Below are 17,107 nucleotides of genomic sequence, written 5' to 3'. Positions count from 1 at the left end.
ACGTCCGGTAGGTCCGAGGGAGGCCCGGTTGAAAGGCGATCGCGAACCGGTCTCGGTCACCACGCTGGCTTCGCTGGAGCGGTGTTCTCAGCAAGTTCTCTTCGACGCCAAGTATGGCGAGAGGCGGGGCCAGCGCTGGAAGGAGAGGGCGGCAGAGGGAAGGGCCGTGCACGATCGGCTCTACCGGCAGGTGACCGCGACGAAGCCGGAGGGAAGAAAGGCAAGACCGATGATCTGGATCCTGGGACTGCTGGCGCTGGCTGTTCTTGCGTTCGTGCTGCTTGGCGGCGCGAGGGCCAGCGATACCGATGCGCTGCTGCCCAAAGAACTCTCCGGCGCAACCCTCCATCAAAGTGAGAAAAGTGTGGTGCGGACCAAGCCCGTCCATGTGCGCGGGCGGCCAGACGAGGTCTGGGTCAAGGACGGCAGACGCTACATCGTCGAGACCAAGAGCCGGAAGGCCCATGTCTTCGCCTCCGACCGGATGCAGCTCGCGGCCTACGCCTATATGCTGCGCGGCACCGACGGCCCGCCGCTCGCAGCCCACGCCTATATGCGCTTCACCGGCGGGGAGGAGCTCGCCTTCCGCAAGATCAAGCTGCCGCCAGACGACGTCGTGGTGGAGGCCCACCGCCGCTACCAGCGCATGAAGCGGGGCCGCGAGAAGCCCTCCTTCGCCAGCCAGGTCTCAGTGTGTAAATCCTGCGGCCACCGCGAGCGATGCTCGGGGTGCCTCCTGGGCTAGGCCGCATCACAGCGCACACAACACCTTTCCAAAGCCTGCCAAGCCGTTATAAGCCGCCGCCCGGACAGCAAAACCAAGCCAGGAACAGACCATGAGCGACGGACCCGACTTCAAGAAACTCGAAAGCCGGATGGACGGTGCGCTCGATGCGTTGAAGAACGAGTTCGGCGGTCTGCGCTCGGGCCGCGCCTCGGTGAACCTTTTGGAGCCGGTCACGGTCAACGCCTACGGCTCGGACATGCCGATCAACCAGGTGGGTACGGTGACGGTCTCCGACGCCCGCACCCTAGCGGTGAATGTCTGGGACAAAGGCTTGGTCGGCGCGGTCGAGAAGGGCATTCGCGACTCAGGCCTTGGCCTCAACCCGGTCACCGACGGCCAGACCGTGCGCGTGCCGCTGCCGCCCATGACCGAGGAGCGCCGCAAGGATCTCGCCAAGATGTCCGGCAAGTATGCGGAGACGGCAAAGGTCGCGATCCGCAACGTCCGCCGCGACGGCATGGACGAGATCAAGGGCGACGATTCGATCCCCGAGGACGACAAGAAGCGCCTCTCCGACCGGGTCCAGAAGCTGACCGACGAGAAGATCAAGCGGGCCGAAGAGATGCAGTCCGCCAAGGAAGAAGAGATCATGCAGGTCTAGCACCCACGCGGGTGCTTCGAGGGTCGCAGCCTCATCGCTGCACCGAGTTTGGGGAAGCCGCGATGCTGGCTGCCAAGAAGGATCGAGGCGAAGCACCGGGCGGCGGCGATACGCCTGCCGGTCCCCGTCACGTCGCCATCATCATGGACGGCAATGGCCGCTGGGCGGAGCGCAAGGGCGTCTCGCGCCTCGAAGGCCACAGGGCCGGGGTCGAGGCTGCCCGAAGGGCAGTGCGCGCGGCTAGGGACTGCGGCGTCACCATCGTTACCCTCTACAGTTTCTCCACGGAGAACTGGTCGCGCCCCGATTGGGAGGTGCGCCATCTTCTGGGCCTGCTGCGTCGTTTCTTCCGGGAGGACCTGATGGAGCTCGCGGGCGAGGGGGTGCGGGTGCGCATCCTCGGCGACCATGAAAGCCTCCCCCCCGACCTCAAGAAACTGGTCGAGGAGGCGGAGGATAGCACCGCGGGCAATACGGCCTTCACCCTGCAGATCGCCTTCAACTATGGCGGCCGGGACGAGATCGTCCGCGCGGCGGCGAGCCTTGCCCGGAAGGCGGCGGCAGGCGGCGACGCCAAGGTAACCGAGGAGGCCCTGGCGGCCGAGCTCGACACGGCGGGCGTGCCCGACCCCGACCTCGTCATCCGCACCTCGGGCGAGCAGCGCATCTCCAACTTTCTCCTCTGGCAGGCCGCCTATTCGGAGTTCATCTTCCTCGACCTTCTCTGGCCGGACTTCGGCAAGAGGGAGCTGGAAGAGGCCATCGCCGAGTTTCATCGGCGTGAGCGCCGCTATGGCGGGCGCAAGGCGAAGGCCGCTTCGGCTCCGTGAGCGAGAGGAAGGCGGAAGGCACCGGCTCCCCACCGCCGCCCGGCCTGGCCCACCGGCTCCTGACCGCCCTCATCCTCATCCCGCTGGCGCTGGGATCGGTGTTGTTAGGCGGCAGGCTCTATGTCGGTGTGATCGCCGCCATGACGATCTTCCTCCTTTTCGAGTGGACCAGGATTGTCGACGGGGCGGAGCTGCAACGCGGCTTCTTTCTCCTCTCCGCCACCGCCACCTCGGCCTGCTACTTCGCCGCCGGCGGCGAGGTGATCGCGGCGATCCTCGCCACGGCGCTGGGCGGCGCGCTGGCAACCGGCTCGGAGTGGACCAAGACCAACCCGCAGAGCTGGCCCGCGGCGGGGGCGGCCTACATCGTCCTGCCCGCCATCGCGGCCCTCTGGCTGAGGCTCGAAGCGGAGGACGGGGCGAGGCTGACCATCCTTCTCTTCCTGTGTGTCTGGGCGTCGGATAGCGGCGCCTATCTCTTCGGCAGGCTGATCGGCGGGCCGAAGCTCGCGCCCAGGATCTCACCGGCGAAGACCTGGGCCGGGGCGGGGGGCGCCTTTCTCTGCGCAGGCGCGACGGGGCTCGCCTTTGCGCTGCTTTTCGGGGGGCCTGCGCTTCTTTTCTGCTTCTACGGCGGGACTATCGGCATCGCCGCTGTCCTGGGCGACCTCGCCGAAAGCTCACTCAAACGCCGCTACGGTATGAAGGACTCAGGAGGCGCCTTTCCCGGCCATGGCGGCGTGCTGGACCGGCTGGACGGCTTCCTCTTTGCGGTATTGGCTCTGGCGGCGAGCGTGCTTTTGCTGCAAAGCTCCTAGGAAAAAAGGCTGGGCAGCCGAGGCAGGATAGACAAGATGTTGAAAAGACGCGCGACGATCCTCGGCGCGACGGGTTCCGTAGGACAGACCACGCTGGCGCTGATCGACGCCGCTAATAAGGCGCGCGATGCCGAGATCGAGGTGGTCGCTCTCACCGCCAACTCGAAGGTCGACGAGCTCGCCGAGGCCGCCAAGGCTTCCGGCGCGAAGTTCGCTGCCATCGCCAACCCTCACGCGGGCGAGGAGCTTGCGGCCAGGCTCGTCGGTACGGGGATCAAATCCGGCGCCGGTAAGGAGGCCGTCCTCGAAGCTGCGGCCATGGATGCCGACTGGGTCATGGCGGCCATTGTCGGCGCGGCCGGGATCGAGCCGCTGCTCGTTGCCGCCGAGCGGGGCGCGAACATCGCCTTCGCCAACAAGGAGTGCCTGGTCTGTGCCGGTGACGCCGTGCTCGCCGCCATGGAGCGCGGCGGCGGCAAGCTGCTCCCCGTGGACAGCGAGCACAACGCCATCTTCCAGGTCTACGATTTCGAGCGGCCCCACCGCATCCGCCGTCTGATCCTGACGGCCAGCGGCGGTCCCTTCCGCGAGCGCGAGCCCGACACCCTGCGCGGCATCACCCCGGCCGAGGCGGTCAAGCACCCCAACTGGTCCATGGGCGCGAAGATCTCCGTCGACAGCGCCACCATGATGAACAAGGGGCTGGAGAGGATCGAGGCGGCCTATCTCTTCCCCACTCCCAAGGAGAAGATCGAGATCGTCGTCCATCCGCAGTCGGTTATCCACAGCCTTGTGGATTATGTGGACGGCTCGGTCCTGGCCCAGCTCGGCACGCCGGACATGACCATTCCGGTAGCCTCCGCGCTGGCCTGGCCCGACAGGGTCGCAACCCCCGCCGAGCAGCTCGACCTCGTGAAAGTTGGGCATATGGATTTCTTCCCTGCCGATGAGCGGCGCTTCCCCGCCCTTCGCCTCGCCCGCGAGAGCCTCGATGAGGGGGGGCTCTCGACCTGCATCCTCAACGCGGCGAACGAGGTGGCGGTGGCCGCCTTTCTCAAGGGTCACCTGCCCTTTCTGGACATTGCGGGCGTAACCGAACATTGTCTCAATCACGTGAGGCCTAATCAGGATGGGCCTGATCTCGAAGCAGTGCTGGCGACCGATAAACTCGCGCGGGAGAGGGCGTGGGAGAGGGTCGAAGAACTGGCACAGAGGGGCTGAGCAGGATTGATGCTGGCAGACTTCGCAGGAAGCCTTTCGACGGTGCTCGTCAGTGTGCTGGCCTTTCTCGTCATGCTGCCGGTCATCGTCTTCGTGCACGAGCTCGGCCATTTTCAGACGGGCCGCATCCTCGGTATCAGGATCGACGCCTTCTCCATCGGCTTCGGGCCGGAGCTGAAAAGGTGGGTGGACCGTCACGGCACGGTGTGGCGCATCTCCGCCCTGCCGCTCGGCGGCTACGTCAAGTTCTTCGGCGATGCCAACGCAGCCTCCACGGGCGCCGCGACTGAACAGGGAACGGCGGGGACGACGCAGTTCCCCTCGCGCTCGGACCAGCTCGCCGCCTCCCTGACCGAGGAGGAGCAGAAGGTCTGCTTCCACTTCCGCCCGGTCTGGCAGCGCGCGCTCGTGGTCGCGGCGGGGCCTGCGGCGAACTTCGTCCTGGCGGTCGTCATCTTCGCCGGTCTCTTCATTGGCCTCGGCCGAACGGAGGTCGAGCCTGTCGTCGGTCTGGTGGCAGAGGATAGCGCGGCCGCCGAGGCAGGCTTCGAGCCAGGCGACCGCATCCTGACCCTCAACGGACAGCGGATCAGGACCTTCAACGATCTGACCGGACGCATCCGGCTCAGTTCCGGCGAGGAGCTGACCTTCGTGGTCGAGCGGGGCGGGGCTTCCCAGGAAATCCGTGCCACCCCGCGCCGGGTCGAGGTGACCGACGGCTTCGGCAATACCTCTTATGCCGGCCAGCTTGGGGTGGGTTCCGACCCGCGCTTCGTCACCCGTGTGCGCTTCGGTCCGCTGGAAGCCTTGCAGGCAGCCTGCGGCGAGGTCGGTAGGGTGGTGAGCCTCACCGTGCGCTTTTTCGGCAGGCTTCTGACCCTCAAGGAAGACCCCCGCGAGATCGGCGGTCCGTTGCGCATCGGTCAGATGGCGGGACAGGCGGCAAGCCTAGGCTTCACCATCGACGCGCCGGAGCTCACGGTAACCGACAGGCTGCTCACGAGCCTTTCGGCCTTCCTTTCCATCGCCGCCCTGATCTCGATCTCGGTCGGCTTTCTCAATCTTCTGCCGGTGCCGGTCCTCGATGGCGGGCACCTGATGTTCTATGCCTACGAGGCGGTGGCCGGCCGGCCCATGAACGAGGCGGTGCAGGGGGTTCTCTACAGGTTCGGCATGGTGGCTGTGTTCGGCCTCATCGCCTTTGTTGTCGTTAACGATGTGGCGCGGCTAGCGGGCTAGCAGGACGCTTTGGGTAGGTACGGGAGAAGTTTATGGTGAGGCAGGCGGCAGGGCGATCCTTCGCGGGGCTACTCCTTCTATCGACGGCGATGGCCATGGGGTTCGCGCCCCTGAGCGAGGCGTTTGCCGCTCAGCAGGTCCAGCAGGAGAGCGGGCTTCTGATCCGCTCCATCGAGGTGACCGGCAACCAGCGGATCGAGGCGGGCACCGTGCGTTCCTACCTGCCCGTGGAGCCCGGCATGCAGGTGGGCTCGCTGGAGATCGACGCCGCGCTCAAATCGCTCTTCGCCACCGGCCTCTTCGAGGATGCCGAGGTGCTGTTCGATCCGCGCCGGGGCGTGCTGACGGTCAACGTCCTCGAGAACCCCATCGTCAACCGCGTGGTCTTCGAGGGCAACAAAAGGACGAAGGCGGAGAAGTTCGAGGAGGAGATCCAGCTCGAGCCCCGCTCGGTCTATACCCGCGCCAAGGCCCAGGCCGACGCTCAGCGCGTCATCGAGGTCTATCGCCGTTCGGGCCGGTTCGGCGCGACGGTGGTGCCGAAGATCAAGCGCCTCGATCAGAACCGGGTGGATGTGGTCTTCGACATCGACGAGGGGCCGAAGAGCGGCATCAAGGCGGTCAACTTCGTCGGCAACACGGCCTTCACCGATGCCGAGCTGCGCGGCGCCATCCTGACCGCGCCGTCCCGCTGGTGGAACATCTTCGAGTCTAACGACAATTACGACCCCGACCGCCTGGAATACGAGCAGCAGCTCCTGACCGAGTTCTACTCCAAGAACGGGTATGCGGACTTCTCCGTGGTGTCCTCGGTGGCGGAGCTGACCCCCGACAGGAAGGACTTCATCGTCACCTTCACCGTCGAGGAGGGGCCGAAATACAGCTTCGGCAGCGTCGATGTGAACACGACCCTCTCCAAGCTTCCGGGCAGGCTGCTCCGTGCACGGATTCCGATCCGTTCGGGTACGACCTTCAACTCGGAACTGGTGGAGAAGGCGGAGGAGTCGATCACCTTCGCCACGGGCGCGGCGGGCTACGCCTTCGTGGACATCAACCCGAGGCTCGACCGCAACCCCGAGAACAACACCGTCGACATCACCTTCGACGTGAATGAAGGCCCCAGGGTCTATGTCGAAGAGATCAACATCAACGGCAACGTCCAGACCCTCGACCCGGTGATCCGGCGCGAGATGCGGGTCATCGAGGGTGATGCCTACAACCGCATCGGCATCGACCGCTCCGAACGGCGCGTGAAGGGTCTCGGCTTCTTCTCCGACGTGGTGATCGAGGAGGAGCCCGGCTCGGCCCCCGACCGCACCATCCTCAACGTCAACGTCACCGAGCAGCCCACGGGCAGCTTCCAGGTGGGTGGCGGCGCCAGCTCGAACGACAACTTCATCTTCAATGTCTCGGTGGAGCAGCGGAACCTCCTGGGCCGCGGCCAGTACGTCCTTCTCGACCTTCAGGCGGCGCAGCGGACCAAGCAGGCCCGCCTGTCGATCACCGAGCCGCGCTTCCTCGGCCGCCAGCTCAGGGCCGGCGCATCGGTGTTCTACAACGCCACCGACTTCGAAGAAGCGGGCTTCGTCTCCGACACGGTGGGCTTCAACGTCAACGCAGGCTTTCCGTCCTCGGAGTTCTCATCGCTGCTGGTCAATTACGGCCTGCGCTACGACAATGTGGAGTTTCCGACCCGCAGAGCCGTGGGTCAGCGCGAGGAAGGCGGGGACCTCTTCCTCCTGGAGCAGACGATGGACGGCGAAGGCAACAACGTGTTCGGCTTCACCGATTTCACCATCGACGATATCCTGATCGAAGGCAGCAGCTTCGACCGTCTGGGCGATATTCCGATTGATACGGACGGTGACGGCTTCCTCGCCATCAGCAATCCGGGCATCGTCCGCTTCGATAGCTGTTCGCTCGAAGGGCAGCAGGTGAACTTCTCCTGCGCCAGAAACGGCGAGTTCGTGACCTCCCAGGTCGGCTACACCTTCCGCATGGACAAGACGAACGACCCGATCGTCCCCTCGGCAGGCTACGATTTCACCATCTCGCAGAGCTTCGCGGGGCTCGGCGGGGACGTGAACTTCCACCGGACGACCATCCGTGCAGGCACCTATAAGCGCCTGCCCTTCCGCCTGATCGGTTCGCTGAAGTTCAATGGCGGCTATGTCGACAGCTTCGACAATGACGGTGTGCGGATCAACGACCGCTTCTTCCTCGGCGGCAACCGCATCATCCGCGGCTTCGATGTCGCCGGTGTCGGCCCCCGTCTCTTCCAGGCGGGCGCGACGGGCCGTGCTGCCACGAGGGGCCAGTCCATCGGCGCAAGAGCCTACGCCGTGGGCACGGCGGAGGCGCTGCTGCCCCTGCCGCTGCCGCCGAGCTACGGCATCAGGGCGTCGCTCTTCGTGGACGGCGGCTATATCGGCGGGACAAGCCGCGGCGACGACGCGCTGTTCAATACCGGCGAGCCGACCCTCGACTTCTTCGGCGACGAGGAGTTCGACGATCCCTTGCAGAACGGCTTCGACCCGAGGGTGACGGCCGGTGTCTCGGTCAACTGGAACTCGCCCTTCGGGCCGATCCAGGTGGACCTCTCCGAAGCGCTGATCGCCGAGCCCTACGACCGGCCGCTTTCCTTCCGCTTCTCGGCAGGGGGCAGGTTCTAGGGGGCGGAACTTACCCGCTAGCATAAGTTTAATCGGCAATGGCTTTCCTAAACGGGAAGTCTTTGCCATGTGTCACGCGAACGTTAGTACGGGCAGAGCACCATCATGAACATTCTCAAGATCATCATTGCCGCGGCGGTTGCGCTCGTCGTCGGTTTCTTCGGCGGAACGGTCGTTGCGGGCCGGGACGGCGGCAAGGCCAACATCCTCTTCCTCGACCAGCAGAAGGTGCTGCTCGAAAGCGAAGCGGGCAAGTCCATCGACGAGCAGCTCAAGAAGCTCGGCGAGGAAGTCGCCACGGAACTTCAGACCATTCAGGCCCAGATCGAGGCCGAAGGTCAGCAATTGCAGGCCGACCGGGAGAACTACAGCGAGGAAGAGCTGGCCCGCCGGGTCCAGTTCCTGCGCCAGAAGGCCCAGGGGCTCGAACAGCTCCAGCAGATCCGTCAGGCCGAGCTGCAGCAGGCCCGCGCCAACGCCATCGCCGAGCTGGCCGAGGAGTGGGAGCCTCTGTCCGAGGACCTGTACGAAGAGCGCGGCGGTTTCGTCCTGATGGAGAAGCAGAACGTCCTGTTCTCCAACGAGGAAGGCGACATCACCGAGGCGCTCATCGCCGCTCTCGATGAGGAAGTGACCTCCATCGACGTGGTGAAGCCGGACCTGCAAGGCCAGCTTCTGGCCCAGCAGCGGGCGCAGCAGCAGGCCGCCCAGGCCGCCGCGGCCGCCCAGCAGCAGCCGGCACAGGCGGTCCCCGCTGGCGAGAACCAGTAACCGCCTTCGGTGCGGAGCGGCTAGTGGCTACTGGCCTTCACAAATCACGAGGCGGGCTCTAGGCCCGCCTTTACTGTATCTGGAGACCCTATGATCTTCCCTGACCCGCGGTTCTTTCGCCGGAACGGTGTGCTCAGCATCGCTGAAGCGGCCGAGATCGGCGGGGCCGAGATCGTTCGGGGAAGCGGTAGCGTTGAAACCGTCGCGGAGCTGAGCACTGGCGGCGACGGCGCCCTGGTCTTCGCCGAGAAGCTGAAAGGTGCGCCTGCTCCCGCGGTTGCGCTGATCGTCCCCGAAGGCCAAGCGAGCGTTTGCGAGGACTTTCCGGGTGCAGTCTTGGAGGCGCGCTCACCGAAACTGGCCTTCTCGAAGATCGCGGCGGCCATGTTCACGAGTTTCGCCGAAGAGGGGCTTGAAGGCGAGGGCCCTGGAGAACGCGGAGAAGCCTGCCGCATTCATCAGAGCGCCGTCATCGACCCCTCCGCCGTGCTCGGAGCGAATGTCGTCATCGGACCGGGAAGCTTCGTCGGTCCAGGGGTCGTCATAGGGGACGGAACGTCTCTTGCCGCTCAGGTCTCGATCACCCACGCGACCCTCGGCAAGAACTGCCGCATCCACGCGGGCGCGAAGATCGGCGAGGCCGGGTTCGGCTACACGGCAGGGGAGACCGGCCCGCAAAGGGTGCCCCAGCTCGGCGCGGTTCGGATCGGCGACGAAGTGGATATCGGTGCCCTGACGACCGTGGACAGGGGCATGCTGTCGGACACGGTGATCGGTGATCTGACGAAGATCGACAATCTCTGCCAGGTGGCTCACAACTGCCGCATCGGCCGCGGTGTCCTGATCGCCAGCCAGACCGGCATCTCGGGCTCCTGCACGATCGGTGACTACGTCATGATGGGCGGGCAGGTCGGCATGGCCGATCACCTTCATATCGGTGACGGTGCGGTCATCGCCGCCAAGGCTGGCCTGATGCGCGACGTGGAGCCAGGCGGTAAGGTCGGCGGCACACCGGCCAAACCCATGCGTCAGTGGATGAAGGAAACGGCTGCCCTCGGGCGCCTAGCGAACGGGAAATAGGATGAGCGAACAAGACCAAGAATACCTCCCCGATCTCGATGTCACCGGCATCAAAAAGGTCCTGCCGCACCGCTTCCCTTTCCTGATGATCGACAAGCTCGTCCGTGTCACGACGGATAACGGTGCGGTGGGCATTAAGAACGTCACCAACAACGAGCCCTATTTCGAAGGCCACTTCCCGGAGATGCCGGTCATGCCCGGCGTGCTGATCATCGAAGCGATGGCGCAGGCCGCAGCCGCCTACACCGCCTACGGCGAAAAGCTCGACACGGACGGCAAGGTGGTACTCTTCATGGGGGTGGAGAAGGCGAAGTTCCGCAAGCCTGTCGTGCCAGGCGACGTTCTCGAGCTCCATGTCCGCACGGCGACCAAGCGCCCGCCCGTCTGGAAGTACGAAGGCATCGCCAAGGTCGACGGCAAGGTCGTCGCCGAGGCCGAGTTCAAGGCCATGCTGACGGAGCCGAAATGACCGCCGGCATCCATCCACGCGCCATCGTGGAGGAGGGCGCTGAGATCGGCGAGGGGGTCGAGATCGCACCCTTCGTCCATGTCGGCGCCCATGTAAGGCTCCACGACCGCGTCAAGCTTCATCCGCACGCGGTGGTCCTTGGCCACACCGAGGTGGGCGAGGAGACCGAGATCATGCCCTTCGCGGTCCTCGGCACGCCGCCCCAACACCTTAGCTACAAGGGCGAGCCGACCACGCTGAAGGTGGGCAGGCGCAACCAGATCAGGGAGCATGTGACGATGAACCCCGGCACGGTGCAGGGCGGCGGCGAGACCGTGGTGGGCGACGACTGCCTCTTCATGGTGGGTGCCCACATCGCCCACGACTGCATCCTCGGTGACCGGATCATCATGGCGAACAACGCCACCCTGGGCGGCCATATCCATATCGGCGACGGCGTCTTCATCTCAGGGCTCGTCGCCATCCACCAGTTCAGCCGCATCGGCAACTACGCCTTTGTCGGCGGCGGGGCCATCGTCACCGGTGACATCATCCCCTACGGCTCGGTCTTCGGGAACAGGGCGAAGCTCGAGGGGCTCAACATCGTCGGGATGAAGCGCCGGGGCATGCCGCGCAAGACCATCCACGCCATCAGAGCCGCCTACCGCATGCTGTTCGCCCCCGAGGGGACGCTGCAGGAGCGGATCGATGACTGCGTCGAGGCCTACGGTGAGGTGCCCGAGGTGATGGAGATGGTCACCTTCATGCGCGCGGCGAAGGACCGTTCGCTTTGCCTGCCGGGCCAGTAGCCGCCGCGGGTTGGCAGCGGCTGGGCATCGTCGCGGGAAGCGGCGACCTGCCTATCCGCATCGCCGATGCCGAGATCGAGGCGGGTCGAAAACCCTTTTTCTGTGCGCTGACCGAAGAGGCCCCTCCCGAGCGCTTCGAGCAGATGCGCGCCGGCGTCGGTGAGGTCGGCGGCGTCATCCGGGGGCTGAAGAAGGCCGGCTGCGATGCGGTCTGCTTTGCCGGTCACGTGCTGCGGCCTAATCTGGCGAAGCTTCGCCTCGACTGGGGCGGGATGCGCCTGCTGCCGAAGGTGGCGGCTGCCGCGCGAAGGGGGGACGGCGCCATTCTCGACGTGATGGTCGAAAGCTTCGAGCAGGCCGGGTTCAGGGTCATCGGCGCGCATGAGGCAGCAGGCTCTCTCTCCATGCCCAGCGGCGCTATCGGCCGCACCGAGCCGAGTGCGGAGGATCTCGCCGATATCGAGAAGGGGGCAGCCATCGTCAAGGCGCTCGGCCCGTTCGACGTGGCGCAAGGGGTGGTGGTGCGGCGAGGCTTCGTGCTGGCCGTGGAGGCAGCCGAGGGGACCGACCGGATGCTGGCCCGCGTGGCCGAGCTGCCCGATACGCTGAAGGGTGGAGAGCCGGGAGAGAAGAGCGTGCGGTCCGGCGTCCTGGTGAAGATGCCCAAGCCCGGACAGGAGCTTCGCGTGGATCTGCCCACCATCGGTCCCGCCACCGTCCGGCATGTCCACGCGGCGGGGCTCAAGGGTATCGCCGTCGGGGCGGGGCTTGCTCTGCTGGTGGACCGAGAGGAGACGTTGCGTCTCGCCGATGAGCTGGGCCTGTACGTCTACGGAGTCTCTTCGGTGGAGGAAGCATGACCACCATCCTCCTCACCGCTGCGGAGCCGTCGGGAGACGCCCTCGGCGCACGGATCATGGAGGCCCTTGCGGAGCGGCGTCCCGGCATCCGCTTTGTCGGCGCAGGGGGCGAGGCGATGCGGCGCGCCGGACTGCAAGGCGATCTCTCGACGGAGAAGCTGGCCGTCATGGGGCCGATCGACGCTCTGGCGGCTCTTCCGCGGGCGAAGAAGCTGGTTGGCAAACTCGGTCTGATGGCGGCTGCCGAAGTACCCGACGCTGCGGTGCTGATCGACAGTTGGGTCTTCTCTAAAATGGCGGCGGAGCGTCTGCGCAAGACCTCGCCCGAGACGAAGCTCGTCAAGTTCGCAGCGCCCCAGGTCTGGGCGTCCCGACCTGAACGGGCCGAAACGGCTGCAGGGCTCTTCGACCATCTTCTCTGCCTACTTCCCTTCGAGCCCGTGTGGTTCGAGAAGGCGGGAGGGAGCGCCGAGTTCGTCGGCAACCCGAACTTTCAGTACGCCGCAGAGCAGCCCCGCTCCGGCCCCCATTTCAGGGCGCGCTACGGCCTCAAGGACGAGCCCCTGCTTCTTCTTCTCCCCGGCAGCCGTATGGGCGAGATCAAGAAGCTCCTTCCCATCTACCGCGAGAGCTTCGAGGAGGTGTGCGAGCGGATCAAGGGACTACGTGCCGCCATCATCGCAGCGCCATCGGTCGAGGACTACGTCCGCAGCCAGGTCAGCAAGTGGGACGCGGACATCATCATCGTACCGCCCACGGACCGCTTCAACGCCTTCGATGCAGGGGACGTGGCGCTCGCTGCGTCCGGCACGGTCACGACAGAGCTGGCGCTGACCGGCACGCCGATGGTCGTGACCTACAAGGTCGGCCCCCTGGTGGCGGCCTGGGCGCGAAGGGTCATCACCAGCCCCTACGTCACCATCCTCAACGTTGCCGCAGGCGAAGCCGTGGTGCCCGAGCGCTTGCAGGAAGAGGCCACACCTATCCAGCTCAGCGCGGATATCGTCCGCCTGCTGCAGGACGACGAGGCGAAGCGGCTCCAGGTCTCTGCGTTTCGCAGGCTGCTGCCGCAGCTCCTCGGCTCGAAGGACGCGGCATCGGCTGCGGCTGAAGCCGTGCTGCGCCTAGTCGATGGAGATGACCGCCGCGATCTCCACCGCCGCGCCCCTGGGTAGGGAGGGTACGCCGACGGCGGTGCGGCAGTGGCTGCCGCGGCTGCAGAACACATGGGCGAAGAGTTCGGAGGCCCCGTTGATGACCTCGGGGTGCTGGGTGAAGTCCGGGCCGCAGGAAACGAAGCCTTCGAGCTTCACCACGTCGCGCAGGCGTCCGAAGTCGCGGGTCAGGGCGGCACCGATCTGGGCGATGATGTTCACGGCGCAGAGCTCCGCCGCCTTCGCGCCTTCCTCGACCGAAAGATCCGTACCCACATGACCAGTCATGATCTCGCCGTTCTGCATGGGAAGCTGGCCTGAGATGAAGAGCAGGTTCCTGGATTTGACGAACGGCACATAGCTGGCCAGCGGCGCTGCAGGCTCGGGGAGGGTGTAGCCCTTCTCGGCCAGTTTCTCTTCGACGGTGGTCACTTCTTGGCAGTCCTCCTGTCGCGCATCGTGCCGATCACCTGCGAGCCGAAGCGCTGGCGGAGCCGACCGAGTGCGTCTTCCTTGGCCTCTAGTTTCTCGCGTTCCTCGGGATAGGCAAGGTCCTGTTTCATGGCCGCCGTGGTGACGAGCTCGCTGATGCCGATGCCGATGAGGCGGTAGGTGAGGGAGGGGTTCTTTCTCAGCTCCTCATGGAGCAGCGCCTGCCCCTCCGCGAACAGCACTTCGGCGAGGTTCGTCGCAACGCCCAAAGTCTTGCGCCTGGTCAGGCTCTTAAACCGCGCGGTCTTGAGCTTCACCGTGACCACCGTCCCGGCATAGCCCTTCTCTTTGGCGCGCAGGGCCGTTTTCTGGGCCATGGCGTAGAGCTTGTCCTCGAGGACCGCCGGGTCGCCCGTGTCCTTTGAGAAAGTGGTCTCGCCGGAGATCGACTTCGTCTCACGCACCGTCGTCACCGGCCGGTTGTCCCGGCCGCGGCAGCGGTAGTGGAGCTTCAGCCCCATCTCGCCGTAGCGCTCGACCAGGTCGCGTGCTTCCCGCCGCTGCAGGTCACCGATCGTCGCGATGCCGTCGCGCTCCAGTTTCGCCGCGAAGGAGCGCCCGACCCCCTGCATCTGTAAGACGGGCAGGGGGGCGAGGAAGCGCAGGGTCTCTTCCTCGCCGATCACCGCGAAGCCGCGCGGCTTGTCGAGGTCGGAGGCCATCTTGGCGAGGGACTTGTTGTGGCTGAGGCCGACGGAGACCGTGACACCCACCTCCGCTTCGATCCGCCGCTGCAGGGCGACCAGGGAGGCGGCGGGTACCTTGCCGTGAAGCCGGGCGGTGCCGGTGAGGTCGAGATAGGCCTCGTCGACGGAGACCATCTGCACCAGCGGCGTCAGATCCTCCATGGCCGTCCGGACCTTCATCGAAGCCTCCTTATAGGCCTCGAATCGCGGCCTCACGAAGACGGCGTTGGGACAGAGCCTCTTGGCCTGGAACGCAGGCATGGCGGAGCGCACGCCGTAGGTCCTGGCGATGTAGCAGGCGGCGGCGACGACGCCCCGCTCCCCGCCGCCAACGACGACGGGCTGGTGAGCCAGCTCGGGATTGTCCCGCTTCTCCACGCTAGCGAAGAAGGCGTCGCAGTCCACATGGGCGATGGAGAGGGCGGCGAGCTCAGGATGCTCCAGCACCCGGTGGCCCTGGCAGTGCTCGTCCTCTCCGGCAGGCACCACGGCGCCGCATCCAATGCAGATAGCTGCGGGAGCTGTCATCAACGATCGTTTAAGCTCGACCATTCAAGTGCAACTTTCTAGGCCAGGGATGCAAAGCCCGCGTCATGGGCTTCTGCAGAAGGATATACGGATGCAAGAGCAGCAGAAAACCATCCTGGTGGTCGAGGACAACGAGCTGAACATGAAGCTCTTTCACGACCTGCTAGAGGTACAGGGCTACCGCATCGTGCAGACGGGGCGGGGGACCGAGGCCTATCAACTGGTCAAGGACGAGCGGCCCGACCTCATCATCATGGACATCCAGCTCCCTGAGAAGTCCGGCCTGGAGGTCACCAAGGAGCTCAAGGCCGATCCGGAGATCCGCGATATCCCCGTCATCGCCGTGACCGCCTTCGCCATGCGCGACGACGAGGAGCGTATCAGGGCTGCGGGTTGCGACGATTATCTGGCGAAACCGATCAGCGTCACCGAGTTTCTTGAGAAAGTAAAAAGGGTTTTGTCCTAGCCATAAGCCCCGCGGGATCCGCCCGCGCCTGGGGACGCTATGACAGCTCGTGTGCTCGTCGTCGACGATCTCGAACCGAATGTGAAGCTCCTCGAAGCAAGGCTTCGGGCTGAGTATTTCGAGGTGCTGACGGCGCTGTCCGGTCAGGAAGCGATCGACATCGCCGTCGAGCAGCAGCCCGATATCATCCTCCTCGACGTGATGATGCCCGGCCTCGACGGGTTCCAAACCTGCGAGATGCTCAAGGCCCACGACGACACCTGGCACATCCCCGTGGTGATGGTGACCGCTCTCGACCAGCAGGCCGACCGTGTGGCAGGCCTCCAGGCCGGGGCCGACGACTTTCTGACCAAACCCGTCCAGGACATCGCGCTCTTCGCCCGTGTAAAATCCCTGACGCGCTTCAAGCAAATGACGGACGAGCTGCGCCACCGCCATGCAGCCGGGGCGGCCATGGGTGTGCTGAGCAAGGCGGACCTCGCCGGGGGTGACGAAGAGCAGGCGACGATCCTCGCCGTGACCGACCGGGGCCGCGTCGCCGCCCTCGATCAGGGGTCGGAGCACCTGCCCAAGCACATGAACGTGGTCTATGAGGAGGACGCCCGCATGGCGCTCGAAGCCATCCGCCGAGGCGAGCCGGACCTCGTCTTCATCGACCTCGGCATGGAGAGCTACGATCCCTTACGGCTCTGCTCGGCCATCCGCGCCTTCGACAACTCGCGCCTCGCGCCGCTGCTCGCCATCGCCGAGCAGGAGCAGACCAGGCAGCTCATCCGCGCCCTGGACCTCGGCGTCTCCGACTACATCATGGCGCCGGTCGATGCTCAGGAGCTCGCCGCCCGCGTCCGCACCCAGGTGCGGCGTATGCGGTCCATCGAGAAGCTGCGCGCTAGCTTCGACCAGACCATGGAGCTGGCGATCATCGACCAGCTCACCGGCCTCTACAACCGGCGCTTCCTTGCCAACCAGGGCAGCCGCCTGATCGAGGAGGCCAAGGCATCGGGGGACGACCTCCACTGCCTGATGATCGACATCGACCACTTCAAGCTCGTCAACGACACCTACGGCCACGAGGCAGGTGATGATGTCCTCAAGGAGGTCTCCTCCCGCCTCACCCACTCCGTACGGGGATCGGACCTCGCCTGCCGGACGGGCGGCGAGGAGTTCGCCGTGCTCATGCCGCGCACGCCGAGAGCCTCTGCTAAGGAGATCGCCGATCGTGTGCTGAGCGCCGTCTCGGCGGAGGGGGTGCACCTCGCCGACGGCCAGCGCCTCGATGTGACCGTGTCCATCGGCATGGCGAGCCTGTCCGAAGGCGACAGCCTGGCCAGCATCCTGAAGAAGGCGGACGAGGCGCTCTACCGCTCTAAGGAGAACGGGCGGAACCAGATCACCGAGGTTGCCGCCTGAAGGTAGGTTTGGCTTGGCTGTCTTATTTCGGGGAAGGCGGAGCCTGAGCCCGGAACCCAGACTCGGTCCGGGTGGGTTTGCCGGGCGGCTCTTCTGTTCCTAAGGTCCCAGTTCTGGGTTCCGGGCTACGCTTCGCGTCCCCGGAATGACGGCCCGTAGGGTGGACGCCGGAGGCGGCCACCATTCCTATGCAGTAAGCGTAGTTCCTCCCGCCGTCATCCCGGACAGCGAAGCT

At 65.6% G+C, this 17,107-nt stretch carries 17 protein-coding genes; 15 read left to right on the top strand and 2 right to left on the bottom strand.

Annotated elements, in window-relative coordinates:
- Window positions 1-28 precede the first annotated feature (28 nt).
- From NOG11_RS09125 to NOG11_RS09065, 13 genes are all read left to right on the top strand, one after another.
- The gene (locus NOG11_RS09125; RefSeq protein WP_256619448.1) at window positions 29-745 is read left to right on the top strand and encodes a CRISPR-associated protein Cas4; all 717 of its coding nucleotides are present in this window, start codon (window positions 29-31) and stop codon (window positions 743-745) included.
- A gap of 91 nt (window positions 746-836) precedes the next feature.
- Window positions 837-1,388: a ribosome recycling factor gene (gene frr, locus NOG11_RS09120; protein ID WP_256619447.1), complete on the top strand. Its 552-nt coding sequence runs from the start codon at window positions 837-839 to the stop codon at window positions 1,386-1,388.
- A gap of 62 nt (window positions 1,389-1,450) precedes the next feature.
- Window positions 1,451-2,218: an isoprenyl transferase gene (locus NOG11_RS09115; protein WP_256619446.1), complete on the top strand. Its 768-nt coding sequence runs from the start codon at window positions 1,451-1,453 to the stop codon at window positions 2,216-2,218.
- Complete coding sequence (locus tag NOG11_RS09110; protein ID WP_256619445.1) at window positions 2,215-3,036, top strand: phosphatidate cytidylyltransferase; 822 nt, start codon at window positions 2,215-2,217, stop codon at window positions 3,034-3,036. Before NOG11_RS09115 ends, NOG11_RS09110 begins: the two co-directional genes overlap by 4 nt.
- Before the next feature lie 36 nt (window positions 3,037-3,072).
- Complete coding sequence (dxr, locus tag NOG11_RS09105; RefSeq protein WP_256619444.1) at window positions 3,073-4,257, top strand: 1-deoxy-D-xylulose-5-phosphate reductoisomerase; 1,185 nt, start codon at window positions 3,073-3,075, stop codon at window positions 4,255-4,257.
- Between the two features lie 9 nt (window positions 4,258-4,266).
- Window positions 4,267-5,496 carry a M50 family metallopeptidase gene (locus NOG11_RS09100; protein WP_256619443.1) on the top strand — a complete coding sequence of 410 codons (1,230 nt, stop codon included), beginning with the start codon at window positions 4,267-4,269 and terminating at the stop codon, window positions 5,494-5,496.
- Window positions 5,497-5,528: 32 nt separating this feature from the next.
- A complete protein-coding gene (gene bamA, locus NOG11_RS09095) occupies window positions 5,529-8,168 on the top strand; it encodes an outer membrane protein assembly factor BamA (protein WP_256619442.1) in 2,640 nt (879 codons plus the stop codon).
- 105 nt (window positions 8,169-8,273) lie between these two features.
- On the top strand, window positions 8,274-8,939 hold the full coding sequence (locus NOG11_RS09090) for an OmpH/Skp family outer membrane protein (RefSeq protein WP_256619441.1): 666 nt from the start codon (window positions 8,274-8,276) through the stop codon (window positions 8,937-8,939).
- A 90-nt stretch (window positions 8,940-9,029) separates the two neighbouring features.
- A complete protein-coding gene (gene lpxD, locus NOG11_RS09085) occupies window positions 9,030-10,019 on the top strand; it encodes a UDP-3-O-(3-hydroxymyristoyl)glucosamine N-acyltransferase (RefSeq protein ID WP_256619440.1) in 990 nt (329 codons plus the stop codon).
- A gap of 1 nt (window position 10,020) precedes the next feature.
- A complete protein-coding gene (fabZ, locus tag NOG11_RS09080) occupies window positions 10,021-10,488 on the top strand; it encodes a 3-hydroxyacyl-ACP dehydratase FabZ (RefSeq protein WP_256619438.1) in 468 nt (155 codons plus the stop codon).
- Window positions 10,485-11,276 carry an acyl-ACP--UDP-N-acetylglucosamine O-acyltransferase gene (gene lpxA, locus NOG11_RS09075; protein WP_256619437.1) on the top strand — a complete coding sequence of 264 codons (792 nt, stop codon included), beginning with the start codon at window positions 10,485-10,487 and terminating at the stop codon, window positions 11,274-11,276. The genes fabZ and lpxA overlap by 4 nt, the downstream gene beginning before the upstream one ends.
- Window positions 11,258-12,136, top strand: a complete 879-nt coding sequence (locus tag NOG11_RS09070; protein ID WP_256619436.1) for an LpxI family protein — start codon at window positions 11,258-11,260, stop codon at window positions 12,134-12,136. The genes lpxA and NOG11_RS09070 overlap by 19 nt, the downstream gene beginning before the upstream one ends.
- The gene (locus tag NOG11_RS09065) at window positions 12,133-13,311 is read left to right on the top strand and encodes a lipid-A-disaccharide synthase (protein ID WP_256619435.1); all 1,179 of its coding nucleotides are present in this window, start codon (window positions 12,133-12,135) and stop codon (window positions 13,309-13,311) included. The genes NOG11_RS09070 and NOG11_RS09065 overlap by 4 nt, the downstream gene beginning before the upstream one ends.
- On the opposite strand, the gene NOG11_RS09060 is transcribed toward NOG11_RS09065, so the two are convergent.
- The gene (locus NOG11_RS09060; RefSeq protein WP_256619434.1) at window positions 13,261-13,722 is read right to left on the bottom strand and encodes a RidA family protein; all 462 of its coding nucleotides are present in this window, start codon (window positions 13,720-13,722) and stop codon (window positions 13,261-13,263) included. The two genes, NOG11_RS09065 and NOG11_RS09060, sit on opposite strands and share 51 nt — an antisense overlap.
- Complete coding sequence (locus tag NOG11_RS09055) at window positions 13,719-14,996, bottom strand: DNA polymerase IV (protein ID WP_256619433.1); 1,278 nt, start codon at window positions 14,994-14,996, stop codon at window positions 13,719-13,721. Before NOG11_RS09055 ends, NOG11_RS09060 begins: the two co-directional genes overlap by 4 nt.
- A 91-nt stretch (window positions 14,997-15,087) precedes the next feature.
- Here NOG11_RS09055 and NOG11_RS09050 point away from each other — a divergent pair, with 91 nt between their 5' ends.
- A complete protein-coding gene (locus NOG11_RS09050; RefSeq protein ID WP_256619432.1) occupies window positions 15,088-15,462 on the top strand; it encodes a response regulator in 375 nt (124 codons plus the stop codon).
- A 39-nt stretch (window positions 15,463-15,501) separates the two neighbouring features.
- Window positions 15,502-16,872, top strand: a complete 1,371-nt coding sequence (locus tag NOG11_RS09045; protein ID WP_256619431.1) for a PleD family two-component system response regulator — start codon at window positions 15,502-15,504, stop codon at window positions 16,870-16,872.
- Window positions 16,873-17,107: the final 235 nt, after the last annotated feature.

It is taken from the genome of Parvularcula maris (assembly GCF_024505085.1).
GTDB classification, from domain to species: Bacteria; Pseudomonadota; Alphaproteobacteria; order Caulobacterales; family Parvularculaceae; genus Parvularcula; species Parvularcula maris.
The sequence above is the reverse complement of the archived record's forward strand: the minus strand, read 5'-3'. Positions and strand labels throughout refer to the sequence as shown.